Origin of the sequence: Kitasatospora sp. NPDC088548, from assembly GCF_044753005.1 — a bacterium.
Lineage (GTDB): Bacteria > Actinomycetota > Actinomycetes > Streptomycetales > Streptomycetaceae > Kitasatospora.
Genome location: NZ_JBIVMI010000014.1, coordinates 1 through 12,843, shown reverse-complemented (window position 1 = coordinate 12,843; position 12,843 = coordinate 1). Strand labels below are relative to the sequence as shown.

General features: G+C 72.7%; 9 protein-coding genes. 6 read left to right on the top strand and 3 right to left on the bottom strand.

Annotated elements, in window-relative coordinates; translation table 11 throughout:
- The first annotated feature begins 440 nt into the window (after nucleotides 1-440).
- From ACIP82_RS19155 to ACIP82_RS19145, 3 genes are all read left to right on the top strand, one after another.
- The gene (locus ACIP82_RS19155; RefSeq protein ID WP_400654576.1) at nucleotides 441-1,493 is read left to right on the top strand and encodes an amino acid ABC transporter permease; all 1,053 of its coding nucleotides are present in this window, start codon (nucleotides 441-443) and stop codon (nucleotides 1,491-1,493) included.
- A complete protein-coding gene (locus ACIP82_RS19150; protein WP_400654574.1) occupies nucleotides 1,490-3,403 on the top strand; it encodes an FAD/NAD(P)-binding protein in 1,914 nt (637 codons plus the stop codon). The genes ACIP82_RS19155 and ACIP82_RS19150 overlap by 4 nt, the downstream gene beginning before the upstream one ends.
- 153 nt (nucleotides 3,404-3,556) lie before the next feature.
- The gene (locus ACIP82_RS19145) at nucleotides 3,557-5,842 is read left to right on the top strand and encodes an FdhF/YdeP family oxidoreductase (RefSeq protein WP_400654572.1); all 2,286 of its coding nucleotides are present in this window, start codon (nucleotides 3,557-3,559) and stop codon (nucleotides 5,840-5,842) included.
- Between the two features lie 45 nt (nucleotides 5,843-5,887).
- Here the strand turns inward: ACIP82_RS19145 and ACIP82_RS19140 are convergent, their stop codons facing one another.
- On the bottom strand, nucleotides 5,888-7,507 hold the full coding sequence (locus tag ACIP82_RS19140) for an NlpC/P60 family protein (protein WP_400654570.1): 1,620 nt from the start codon (nucleotides 7,505-7,507) through the stop codon (nucleotides 5,888-5,890).
- Nucleotides 7,508-7,842: 335 nt separating this feature from the next.
- Here ACIP82_RS19140 and ACIP82_RS19135 point away from each other — a divergent pair, with 335 nt between their 5' ends.
- Both ACIP82_RS19135 and ACIP82_RS19130 read left to right on the top strand, forming a co-directional pair.
- Entirely contained in the window at nucleotides 7,843-9,015 is a 1,173-nt protein-coding gene (locus ACIP82_RS19135; protein WP_400654568.1) for an anion permease, read from the top strand.
- 26 nt (nucleotides 9,016-9,041) lie between these two features.
- Nucleotides 9,042-9,293 carry a hypothetical protein gene (locus tag ACIP82_RS19130; RefSeq protein ID WP_363604739.1) on the top strand — a complete coding sequence of 84 codons (252 nt, stop codon included), beginning with the start codon at nucleotides 9,042-9,044 and terminating at the stop codon, nucleotides 9,291-9,293.
- 112 nt (nucleotides 9,294-9,405) lie between these two features.
- On the opposite strand, the gene ACIP82_RS19125 is transcribed toward ACIP82_RS19130, so the two are convergent.
- Both ACIP82_RS19125 and ACIP82_RS19120 read right to left on the bottom strand, forming a co-directional pair.
- The gene (locus tag ACIP82_RS19125; protein ID WP_400654566.1) at nucleotides 9,406-10,953 is read right to left on the bottom strand and encodes an MDR family MFS transporter; all 1,548 of its coding nucleotides are present in this window, start codon (nucleotides 10,951-10,953) and stop codon (nucleotides 9,406-9,408) included.
- Nucleotides 10,954-11,104: 151 nt separating this feature from the next.
- Nucleotides 11,105-11,554, bottom strand: a complete 450-nt coding sequence (locus ACIP82_RS19120) for a MarR family winged helix-turn-helix transcriptional regulator (protein WP_400654564.1) — start codon at nucleotides 11,552-11,554, stop codon at nucleotides 11,105-11,107.
- A gap of 131 nt (nucleotides 11,555-11,685) precedes the next feature.
- Between ACIP82_RS19120 and ACIP82_RS19115 the strand changes: the two genes are divergently transcribed.
- The gene (locus ACIP82_RS19115) at nucleotides 11,686-12,717 is read left to right on the top strand and encodes an ABC transporter permease (RefSeq protein ID WP_363604734.1); all 1,032 of its coding nucleotides are present in this window, start codon (nucleotides 11,686-11,688) and stop codon (nucleotides 12,715-12,717) included.
- Nucleotides 12,718-12,843: the final 126 nt, after the last annotated feature.

Genomic DNA, 12,843 nt, shown 5'->3' with positions numbered 1-12,843 from the left:
GGCAGCGTGCGCCTGATCAGCCGTCAGCGGTGGACGGCTTCCCGGCCCGCGTCGGGGCACCGAGGGAGGGGTCTCCGAGAGGAGAGCAGGGCCGGCTGGGCGGCCCGCTGCCGGGTCAGCCGCGACACGCCGCGGACCACACCCGACCGAAGTCGATGTGGTCGCGGGTGACCAGGGGCTGCTCGGCGTACATGGCCCCAAGTTGAACAGCCGCCGATGCGGTACGTCAACCACCCTCCATTACCGCTCTGTTGCGATCTCCTGTCGCCCCGCGACCCTGTCATCCCGCCCTTGACACGCGCCGATCGAGCATGCGTACGATCACAGCGGAGTGCAGTGCAGTGCCGGCCGCGTTGAGGGACGCGGGCCGGTGCGACGGCAGTACGTGACCACACCCGTACCTCCCCGCCTGCCCGCACCTCCAGCCTGGAGTCCTCCTCATGGCCACCCCGCAGGACGTCCTCCCCGCACCCGCCCTCCGCAAGAGCACCGGACCCACCGCCGACCCCGCCGCCGACCCCGCCACCGGTCCCGCCGAGGCCCGGATCGTCGCCCGCCGCCGCCCCGGGCAGTGGGTCTCCGCCGCCGTCGCCCTGCTGCTGTTCGCGATGGCCGTCAGCTCGGCGATCCGCAACGACGCCTTCCAGTGGGACGTGGTGGCCGACTGGTTCACCGCCACCTCCGTCCTGAACGGCCTCACCCTCACCCTCTGGCTGACCGCCGTCACCCTCACCCTCGGCTTCGTCCTCGGCACCCTGCTCGCCACCATGCGGCTCTCCACCAACCCGGTGCTGCGCACACTCAGCTGGGTCTACATCTGGATCTTCCGCTCCACCCCGCCCCTGGTGCAGCTGCTCCTCTTCTTCAACATCGGCGCGCTCTACCCGACCCTCGGCCTCGGCATCCCGTTCGGCCCGGAGTTCGTCACCGTCAAGACCGTCAACCTGATCGGCCCCACCCTCACCGCCGTGATCGGCCTCACCCTGCTGGAGGCCGCGTACGCCGCCGAGGTGGTGCGCGGCGGCATCCTCTCGGTCGACCGCGGCCAGCTGGAGGCCGCCTCCGCGCTCGGGCTGAGCCGTTGGCGGGTGCTGCGCCGGATCGTCGTCCCCCAGGCGATGCGCTCGATCGTGCCGACCGCGGGCAACATGCTGATCGGCGCGCTCAAGGGCACCAGCATCATCAGCGTGCTGGCCGTCTCCGACCTGCTGTACTCGGTGCAGCTGGTCTATCTGCAGAGCTACCAGGTCATCCCGATGCTGCTGGTCGCCACCATCTGGTACATCGTGATCACCACCGTTCTCTCCATCGGCCAGTACTACGTCGAGCGCCACTACGCCAAGGGCGCCACCCGCGAGGGCCTGCCGCCCACCCCGCTGCAGCGGGCCCGCGCCGCCTACCGCCGGCTGCGCACCGCCGCCGACGCCGATGCCGATGCCGATGCCACCGACGCCGCTGCCGTCGCCGGCCGGGCCGCCGGGGAGGCCCGGTGAACACCCTGGTGATCGTCGGCGCCGGGCCACGGGGCACCGGGCTGCTGGAGCGGATCGCCGCCAACGCGGCCGAACTGCTGCCCGCCCGGCGGCCGTTGCACATCCACCTGGTCGACCCCCACCCGCCCGGCGGCGGCCGGATCTGGCGCTACGACCAGTCCCCGCTGCTGCGGATGAACTCGATGGCCGAGGACGTCACGATGTTCACCGACGAGAAGTCCACCATCGAGGGGCCGGTCCGCCCCGGCCCCTCGCTCGCCGAATGGGCCGCCCGCAGCGAGGAGTTCGCGCCCTACCAGGAGATACCCGACCCCGGCGTCCGGGCCGAGCTGCGCACCCTCGCGCCCACCGACTTCCCCACCCGCCGGGCCCAGAGCGCCTATCTGGACTGGGTGTTCCGGCGCGCCGTGGCCGACCTGCCGCCGCAGGTCACCGTCACCGTGCACCGGGACACCGTCCGCCGGATCGAGGGCCCCGGCGACGGGCCGCAACTGGTCCACCTCGGCGACCGGGTGCTCACCGCCGACCAGGTCGTGCTCACCCTCGGCCACCTCGACTCCGCGCCACACCCCCGGTACGCCGCCGACGCCGACTTCGCCGCCCGGCACGGCCGCTTCCACCTCCCGCCCGCCTTCTCCGCCGACGCCGACCTCTCCGGCATCGCACCCGGCGAACGGCTCGTCCTGCGCGGTTTCGGCCTGGCCTTCGTCGACCTCGTCGCCCTGCTCACCGAGGGCCGCGGCGGCCGTTTCGAGGAGACCGCCGACGGCCTGGCCTACCGCCCCTCCGGCCGCGAGCCGGTGATCCACGTCGGCTCCCGGCGCGGCGTGCCGTACCACTCCAAGACCGGCTACCGCCTCCAGGGCCCGCCCGCCCCGCTCCCCCGCTACTTCGACGCCACCGCCGTGGACACCGTCCTCGCCCGCCCCGGCCCGCTCGAACTACGGCGCGACTTCTGGCCGTTGATGGCCAAGGACATCGGCTTCGGCCACTACCACGAGCTGTTCCACGCCCACCCCGAACGCACCGCGCTGCCCTGGCCGGAGTTCCTGGCCGGGTACGACCGGCACGACTGGTACTCCCCCGAGCTCGGCGAGCTGGTCGCCGCGGCCGTCCCCGACCCGGCCGACCGGCTGGACTTCGAACGGCTGGACTTCCCGCTGGCCGGCCTCGAACTCGGCTCGGCCGAGGAGCTCCAGCGGCACCTGCGCGACTACATCACCGCCGACGCCGACCGCCGCGCCGACCCCGCCCACAGCGCCGACCTCGGCGCCTTCCTCGCCCTGCTCTCGCTCTTCGGGCAGGTGCCCCGCATCCTCGCCTCCGGCCGGCTCACCGCCCGCTCGGTCGGCGAGGAGGTGGACGAGTGGTTCTTCGGCTACTTCAGCTACCTCGCCTCCGGCCCGCCCGGCTTCCGGCTGCGCCAGTTGCTCGCGCTCTCCGAGGCGGGCGTGGTCCGCTTCCTCGGCGCGGGCGTCCGGGTGGAGCGGGACGAGACCACCGGCACCTGGCGGGCCTCCGGCGCCACCGTGCCCGGCCACACCGTCACCGCCACCGCCCTGGTCGAGGCGTACCTGCCCAGGCACGCCCTGGCCCGTACCCGCGACCCGCTGCTGGCCGGGCTGCACCGTGCCGGGCGGATCGTCGAGGAGGTGGTCGCGGACGAGGAGTACACCCACCGCTCCGGGCTGCTCACCATCGCCCCCGGTGACAGCCGCGTCCTGGACCCGGCCCTGGACGGCGCCCCGCACCCGCGCCGCACCGCCCTCGGTCCGCACACCAGCCTCCGCGCGGCCGCCGCCTTCGCCCGCCCGCGCACCGACTCCCCCGGCTTCCGCCAGAACGACGCCGCCGCCCGCACCCTGCTCCGCGCCCTCGCCGGGACCCAGGCAGCCGCCCTGGCCGCCTGAGCCGCCGGGGAGCCGGGCCGCCGGGGAGCGGCGCCGCCGCCGAAGCCCGTACCGGGCCCGCGCCCGGCCCTGCCCCCGGCCACCCGCCGGGTGGAAGGATGGGGCGCGGGCCCGCACCGGCGCGCGGCCCGGACGAGCCGGAGGAGAGCGGTCATGGCCAAGCAGGCCCCGCAGAGCGATCCCGCGCAGGACGCCCCCCAGGTGTCGGCGCCCCACCACGCGGCGGCCGGGCTGCCCGCGGTCGGCCACAGTCTGCGGATGGCCGCCGAGCAGATGGGCACCCGCCGAACCCTCGCCACCCTGCGCAAGGTCAACCAGCCGGACGGCTTCGACTGCCCCGGCTGCGCCTGGCCGGAGCCCGGCAGGACGCACACCGCCGAGTTCTGCGAGAACGGCGCCAAGGCCGTCGCTGAGGAGGCCACCGAGCGGCGGATAACCGCCGAGTTCTTCGCCGCCCACCCGGTGGCCGAACTCGCCGGGCGCTCCGGCTACTGGCTCGGCCAGCAGGGCCGGCTCACCCGGCCGATGCTGCTCGACGAGGGCGCCACCCACTACGTCCCGGTCTCCTGGGACGACGCCATCGGGATCGTCGCCGAGGAGCTGCGCGCCCTGGACACCCCGAACGGCGCCGCCTTCTACACCTCCGGCCGGACCAGCAACGAGGCCGCCTTCGCCTACCAGCTGCTCGCCCGCCGCCTCGGCACCAACAACCTGCCGGACTGCTCCAACATGTGCCACGAGTCGTCCGGTTCGGCGCTCACCGAGACGCTCGGCATCGGCAAGGGCAGCGTCAGTCTGAAGGACCTCTACCAGGCCGACCTGATCATCGTGGCCGGCCAGAACCCGGGCACCAACCACCCCCGGATGCTCTCCGCCCTGGAGCGGGCCAAGCGCGCCGGCGCGACCGTCGTCAGCGTCAACCCGCTGCCCGAGGCCGGCCTCGAACGGTTCAAGAACCCGCAGCACGCCCGCGGCCTGGTCGGCCACGGCACCAAGCTGACCGACCTCTTCCTGCAGATCCGGCTCGGCGGCGACCTCGCCCTGTTCCGCGCCCTCAACCAGCTGATCCTGGAGGCGGACGGCGGCGTGGACCGGGCGTTCGTCGATGAGCACTGCCACGGCTTCGAGGAGTTCGCCGCCGAGGCCCGGACCACCGACCGCGCCGAGGTGCTGGCCGCCACCGGCCTGCCCTGGGAGCAGATCGAGGAGCTGGGCCGGCTGGTGCTGGCCTCCCGGAAGGTCATCGTCTGCTGGGCGATGGGCCTCACCCAGCACAAGCACGCCGTGCCGACCATCCGCGAGGTGGTCAACTTCCTGCTGCTGCGCGGCAACGTCGGCCGGCCGGGCGCCGGGGTCTGCCCGGTCCGCGGGCACAGCAATGTGCAGGGCGACCGGACGATGGGCATCTTCGAGCGGCCGTCCACCGCCTTCCTGGACGCGCTCGGCAAGGAGTTCGGCTTCGAACCGCCGCGCGCGCACGGCCTCGACTCGGTGGACACCATCCGCGCGATGCGCGACGGCCGGGTGAAGGTGTTCTTCGCGATGGGCGGCAACTTCGTCGCGGCCACCCCGGACACCGAGGTCACCGAGGCGGCGATGCGCCGCTGCCGGCTGACCGTGCACGTCTCCACCAAGCTCAACCGCTCGCACGTGGTGACCGGCGCCCGGGCGCTGATCCTGCCCACCCTCGGCCGCACCGACCGGGACATCACGGCCAGGGGCGCCCAGTTCGTCAGCGTCGAGGACTCGATGGGCCAGGTGCACTCCTCGCGCGGCGGCCTGCGCCCGCCCGCGCCGGGCCTGCTCTCCGAGGTGGCGATCGTCTGCCGGCTGGCCCGCGCCGTGCTCGGGCCGCAGGACAGCGTGCCGTGGGAGGACTTCGCCACCGACTACGACACCCTGCGGGACCGGATCGCCCGGGTGGTGCCGGGCTTCGAGAACTTCAACGACCTGGTCCGCCGGCCCGGCGGCTTCACCCTGCCGCACGGCCCGCGCGACTCCCGGACCTTCCCGACCGCGACCGGCCGGGCCAACTTCAGCGTCAACCCGCTCACCGCGCCCGAGGTGCCGGCCGGCCGGCTGCTGCTCCAGACGCTGCGCTCGCACGACCAGTACAACACCACGATCTACGGCCTGGACGACCGCTACCGCGGCATCACCGGCGGCCGCCGGGTGGTCCTGGTGAACCCCGCCGACGCCGCCGAACTCGGCCTGCCCGAGAGCGGGTACGTCGACCTGGTCGGCGAGTGGAAGGACGGCGTGGAGCGCCGCGCCCCGCACTTCAAGGTGGTCCACTACCCGGTGGCCCGGGGCGGCGCGGCCGCGTACTACCCGGAGACCAATGTGCTGGTGCCGCTGGACTCCACCGCCGACATCAGCAACACCCCGACCTCGAAGGCCGTGGTGATCCGCTTCGAGCCGGACAGCGGCGCCCGCTGAGCCCGCCGGGCCCGGGGCCCGAGCCCCGGGCCCCGGGCGGGCCGGTCAGTTCTGGTTGGCCGGCAGGGTGCCGGTGGCGCCGGCCGTGGCGGACGCGGCCGACGACCCCTTGCCGGACGGCGAGCCGGTGCCCGTGGGCGCCTGGGTCCCCGTGCCGGACGGCGTCGTCCCCGTCGGGGTGCCGGTGGGAGTGTCGGTCGGCGAATCGGTGGGCGTCCCGGTCGGGGTGCCGGTGCTCGGCGTACCGGTGGGCGTCCCCGTCGGGGTGCCGGTCGGCGTCGTGGTGGGCGTCCCGCTCGGGGTGCCGGTGGGCGTGGACGGCTGGCCCGGCGTCGCCGGGTCGGTCGGCGTCGTGCCGGGCGCCGGAGTGCCGGGGGCCGGCGTCCCCGGAGCGGGCGTGCCCGGCGCCGGGGTGCCGGGCGTGGCCGGGACCTGGTTGGCCGGGCTCGGGGCGATCGGGGTCACCGAGTCCCAGCCGGCCGGGAGGTCCGGCACCTTCCAGGCGCCGCCCTGCTCGTCCGAGGCGGTCTCCGGGTCCGGCCGGACGGCGCCGAGGATCGGCATCGAACCGATCGGCGACACCTTGATGACGGCGCCGGGCCGGGGTGCCTGGACGACCAGCCCGCCGCCGATGTACATCGCGACGTGGGTGGCGCCCTCGAAGTAGATGACCAGGTCGCCGGGGCGCATCTGGTTCAGCGGGATGTGCTGGAGCTGGGCCCACTGCTCCTGGCTGGTGCGCGGGATCGGCCGCCCGGCGTGCAGCCAGGCCTGCGAGGTGAGGCCCGAGCAGTCGAAGACGTCCGGCCCGGCGCCGCCCCACACGTACGGCTTGTTGAGCTGCGCCAGCGCGTACGTGATGGCGGCTCGGCCGGCCAGCGAGGGGGTGCGCTCGCCCTTGCCGAGCACGCCGGAGGCGAGGAAGGCCAGCTGGGCCTCGTCGGCCTTGGCCTTCTCCAGCTTCTCCAGCTCGGCGCGCTGGGCGCCGGTCAGCGAGGAGACCAGTTGCTCGACGGCGGTCAGGTCGGTGGCGACCTTGGCCTTGGCGGCGTCCTGCTGGGCGGCCAGCGCCTGGGAGTCCTTGAGCGCGTCCTCGTTCTGCTTCCGCAGCCCGGTGAGCGCGTCGCGGTCGGACTTGAGCCGGTCCAGGAAGTCGGACTGCGAGCGGCTGGCGGTGGCGAGCAGCTCGGCGATGGTGACCGCCTCGTACGGGTCCTTGGAGAGCAGCAGTTCGGCGTAGGCGGAGGCGGCGCCGTTGCGGTACTGGGCGGCGGCGAGCTGGGCGGCCACGTCGGTGCCGGCGTCCACCTGCTTCTGCTGGCGCTCCAGCCGGCCCTGGAGGTCGGCGAGCGCGGCCTGCTGCTCGGCGACCCTGGCGACGGAGGCGTTGTACTGCTCGGTGGCCGCCTCGGCGCCCTTGTACAGCTCGTGCAGCTGGTCGAGCAGCGGGCCGAGGGTGGCCTTGGCGTCGGCCAGCGGGTCGGTACCGGGGACGGTGACCGGGGCGCCGACGCCCGGGCCGCCCGGGTCGGGGGCGGCGTACGCGGCCTGGGTGGCCAGTGGCAGGGCGAGCGCGGCGGCCGCGAGCACGGCTCCGCAGCGCAGGGCGGCCCGCACCCACGGTCGTACGCCCGTCGACTCCGTGCGTTGTGCAGCCCCGCCCATGGGTTCGTCCTCCCCGCCCCTGCCCGACGCCCGGGGTCCCCGGACCCCGCCGATCCTGCCATGGGTTACTCGCCGGAAACAGGCCGCACCAGGACCGGCTGATGAATTCTCCGTTCATCTGTGAGACAGGTCTCAGCAAACCGGAGCGAACCAGGATTTTCTCCACTAATGTCCAGCTCAGCACGGGCAGGGACACCCTGCGGCAAGGCGCTGGAAACCCGAGGGACACTCACGGAACCACGATTCCCGACCCAGTTCACCTTCCGTTTACCAAGCGTCCCTACCGTCGCGACCGACACCAACGTCCGTGCGACAACTACGACGATTGTTTGGGTATGGAACACATCTCGTTCCTGGTAGCCGTTGTGATCATCACGGCACTCGCCTTCGACTTCACCAACGGCTTCCACGACACCGCCAACGCGATGGCCACCTCCATCGCCACGGGAGCCCTCCGCCCGAAGGTCGCAGTCACCATCGCGGCCGTCCTCAACTTCGCGGGCGCGTTCCTCTCCGTGAAGGTCGCCACCACCATCTCCGGCGGCATCGTCAACGAGAAGGCCGGCATCCATCCCGAGATCATCTTCGCCGCGCTGGTCGGCGCGATCCTGTGGAACCTGCTCACCTGGCTGAGAGGTCTGCCGTCCAGTTCCTCGCACGCGCTCTACGGCGGCCTGATCGGCGCCACCGTGGTCGGCGTCGGCGTCAACGGGGTCAACTTCGACACCGTGCTCAGCAAGATCCTGATCCCGGCGATCGCCTCCCCGCTGGTCGCGGGCCTGGCCTCGTGGGGCGCCACCAAGCTGGCGTACGCGATCACCCGCAAGAGCGACGGCAAGACCGTCACCAAGGGCTTCAAGACCGGCCAGATGTTCTCCTCCTCGCTGATCTCGCTGGCGCACGGCACCAACGACGCCCAGAAGACGATGGGCATCATCACCCTGACGCTGGTCTCGGTCGGCGCCCTGCCCAAGGGCGCGCTGCCCCCCACCTGGGTGATCATCTCGGCCGGTGCGGCCATCGCGCTCGGCACCTACATGGGCGGCTGGCGGATCATCCGCTCGATGGGCAAGGGGCTGGCGGACATCCAGGCGCCGCAGGGCTTCGCCTCCGAGTCGGCCGCCGCGACCGTCATCCTGACCTCCTCGCACATGGGCTTCGGCCTCTCCACCACCCAGGTCTGCTCGGGCGGCATCATGGGCGCCGGCCTCGGCGGCCCGAAGGGCGAGCTGCGCTGGAGCCTGGTCCGCCGCATGGTCTACACCTGGGGCCTGACCCTGCCCGCGGCCGCCGCGGTGGCGGGCGGCGCGGCCTTCCTGGTCGAGCAGGGCACCTGGGGCGTGGTCGTGGCCGGCGCCGCCCTGGTGGCCGGCTCGGGCGCGATGTGGCTCGTCTCGCGCCGCCAGCCGGTCGACGCGGACAACGTCAACGACATCACCCCGGTCGAGGTCGCCCCGGCCCCCGCGCCCGCCACCCCCACCCCCGCCTCGACCACGGTCGCGGCCTGAGCGCCGCAGGCTGAGGAGCACACACCATGCACATCAAGTGGAACGCCCTGGCCCAGACCGCCGGTGTCAGCTTCGGCATCACCGTCGCCGTGGTCTCCGTCTTCGCGCTCGGCATCCTGGCGCTCTCCCGCCGCGAGGCCGTGACGGCCCGGCACGCGGACACGGACGCCCCGGCCGCCGGCGGCAGCGGCCGGCTGGCGCTGGCCGGCGCGTACGCCTGCTTCGGCGTCTGCGCGGCGGCCGTCGTCTACGGGCTGACGCTGATCGCCGGCAAGTAGCACCGGCCGTACGGCCGGGAAGGAGAGGGGCCGGGGAGTGGAATCACCACTCCCCGGCCCCTCTCCTCATCCCGCCGTCCCGACGCCGTCCGGCCGGTCGGCCGCCCCGGGCTCAGTCCTGCTGCGAGGTGCGCAGCGCGGTCTCCCGGATGAACAGCACCGTGATGAAGGCCAGCAGCGCGAACGGCGCCGCGACCAGGAACACCACGCCCACACCGTGCCCGAAGGCGTCCGTCACCAGCGGGACGACCGGGGCGGGCAGCTTGTGCAGGTCCGGGATGCCGCCACCGCCGGCGCCGGCGGCCGGGATGTGCGCGGCGGTGAGGTTCTCCGTCAGGTAGTGGCCGACCCTGTTGTTCATCAGGGCGCCGAGCGCGGAGACGCCCATCGCACCGCCCATGGTGCGGAAGAAGGTGACCACCGAGCTGGCCGCGCCGAGCTCGCTCCGCGCCACCGTGTTCTGCACCGCCAGGACGAGGTTCTGCATGGTCAGGCCGAGGCCGACGCCGGTGATGGCCATGTAGAGCGAGAGCAGCCCGTAGTGGGTGTCGGCCCGGACGGTGCCGAGCAGGGCGAAGCCGATCGCCAGCAGCAGGGTGCCGGAGACGAGGTACGCCTTCCACTTGCCGTACTTGGTGATCATCTTTCCGGCCACGGTGGAGGAGACGGCCAGGCCGAGGATCATCGGCAGGGTCATCAGGCCGGCGATGGTCGGGGACTTCTCCCGGGCCAGCTGGAAGTACTGGCTGAGGAAGGTGGTCGCGCCGTACATCCCGATGCCGACCAGCACGCTGGCGACCGCCGCCAGGGTGACGGTGCGGTAGCGGAAGAGGTGCGGCGGGATGATCGGCTCGGCGGCCCGGCGCTCGATCACCACGGCCAGGGCGCCCAGCGCCAGGCCGCCGCCGACCATGGCCGCGGTCTGCCAGGAGAGCCAGGCGTAGTTCTTGCCGGCCAGCGTGATCCAGATCATCAGCAGGCTGACGGCGCCGGTGATGACCAGCGCGCCCAGGTAGTCGATCTTCACCTTGCGTTTGACCACCGGCAGCTTGAGGGTGCGCTGCAGCACCAGGATCGCGGCCAGCGCGAACGGGATGCCGACGTAGAAGCACCAGCGCCAGCCCAGCCAGGAGGTGTCCACGATGACGCCGCCGATCAGCGGCCCGCCGATGGTGGCCAGGGCGAAGACGGCGCCGAAGTAGCCGCTGTACCGGCCGCGCTCACGCGGCGGGACCATCGCCGCCAGGCAGATCTGGGCCAGCGCGGTGACACCGCCGGCGCCGATGCCCTGGAGGGCGCGGCAGGCGATCAGCTGTCCGGTGTTCTGGGAGAGACCGGCCAGCGCCGAGGAGGCGATGTAGATCACCAGGGCGATCTGCAGCAGCAGCTTCTTGCTGGCGAGGTCGGAGAGCTTGCCCCAGATCGGGGTGGAGGCGGTGAGCGTGAGCAGGGTGGCGGTGATCACCCAGGTGTAGGCGGACTGACCGCCGTGCAGGTCGGTGAGGATCCGCGGCAGCGCGTTGGAGACGACCGTCGACGAGAGCACGGCCACGAAGAGACCGAGCAGCAGGCCGGAGAGCGCCTCCATCACCTGCCGGTGCGTCATGGGCTGGTCGTCGGCGGTGGCGGCTCCGGTCGCGGCGTGGGTGGTGACGGTCATCTGGGTCCTTCTGCGGGGTACGGGGGATGCGAGAAATCGTTGCCTTAAGCAACCATAGGGGCGATGGTTGACTAAGGCAACTTTCTTCAAGCCCAAGTAAAGTCCCGCCGTACGACCCCGCCCCGGCCGGCGCCGGGGCCCCCGCAGCGGCTCAGGGCGCGACGGCCTCCCCGACCACGTCGTTGAAGCGGTGCAGCAACTCGGCGAAGCGGACCACGTCCTCCTCGGACCAGTTCTCCATCAGCTCCCGCACCCGCTTCACCCGGACGTCCCGGGCGCCCAGGTAGCGCCGCCGCCCGTCCTCGGTCAGCGAGACCAGCGCGGCCCGGCGGTCCTGCGGATCCGCCTCCCGGGACACCAGACCCAGCTCCTCCAGCGCCCTGATCTGCCGGCTCACCGTGGCCTTGCCCACAGCGAAGTGCACGCCGACGTCCGTCACCCGCACCCGGCCGGCCTGCTCGATGTAGCCGAGCATGCTGTACGCCATGCCCTCCAGCCGGGGATGGACCCGGCGGGACAGCTCCGCCACCCGGGCCCGGCCCCGCCGGAACATCAGCGCGACCTCGCGCTCCACCGCCAGCAGGGGATCTTCGTCACTCACCGTATTCGCCGCACTCACCGCGCCAGTATCCCGCAGGCCACCCCGGGCCGGACCCGGCGCGGGATGACAAACAACCTAACTAGTTGATGGTATGAAGTATCCGTTTTTCCCTCATACACAAGGAGATGTCGATGGCCGCCCCAGGGCAGGGACTCGTCGCCGAACTCAAGGGAGCGGTCACCCCGCGCGCGGCGCTGATGGTGATTGCCGTGCTCCTTCTCCAATTCGGCTTCATCACCTCGTACGTCGGGGCGCTGCACGAGCCGACCCCGCACAACCTGTCGATCGCGGTGGTCGCCCCGCCGCAGGTCTCCCCCAAGCTGGTCGAGGCGCTGGACTCGGTGCCGAACGACGCCGTCCGGGCCGTCACCGCGCCCGACGCGCAGACCGCCACCGAGCAGCTCAAGGACCAGAAGATCTACGCCGCGCTGGTGGTGAACCCGGCCGGCACCGAGGACACCCTGCTGGTCGGCAACGCCCGCGGCCCGGCGGCCGCCAAGGCCGCCGAGTCGGTCGTCACCGGCCTGAACAAGGCGCAGGGCCGGACGGTCGTGACCCAGGACGTGGCACCGCTGGCCAAGGGCGACACCAACGGCCTCTCCTCCTTCTACCTGGTGATCGGCTGGTGCGTGGGCGGCTACCTGGTCGCCTCGATCCTCGGCATCAGCGCCGGCTCGCTGCCCGCCAACCCGCACCGGGCGCTGATCCGGCTCGGCACCCTGGCGCTCTACTCGATCGCGGCCGGCATCGGTGGCGCGGTGATCGTCGGACCGGCCCTGAACGCGCTGCCCGGATCGTTCTGGGGCCTCTCCGCCCTGGGCGCCCTGGTGGTGTTCGCGGTCGGCGCGGTCACCATGGCACTGGAGTGCCTGTTCGACATCATCGGCATCGGTGTCGCGGTGCTGCTCTTCGTGGTGCTCGGCAACCCCAGCGCGGGCGGGGTCTTCCCGCCGCCGATGATGCCGCCGTTCTGGCGGGCCATCGGGGCGTGGATCCCGAACGGCGCGGGCACCGACGCGGCCCGCTCGATCGCCTACTTCGGCGGCACCAACCTGGGCATGCCCCTGCTGGTCCTCGCCGTCTGGGCGCTGGCCGGCGTCGGAATCACCTTCCTCGCCGTGCTGCGCAAGCCGCGCTACGGCCGCGAGATAGTGCACGCGTAGGGCGCCAGGGCCTGTCAGACAAGCCCTAGTCCCAATGCCGGTGACTTTGTGGTCGGTGTCTCGTTGGTTGTGGTGTGGCGAGGGTGGGGCAGGTCAAGTCGCCTGCGGATGAGCGGATATCGGACC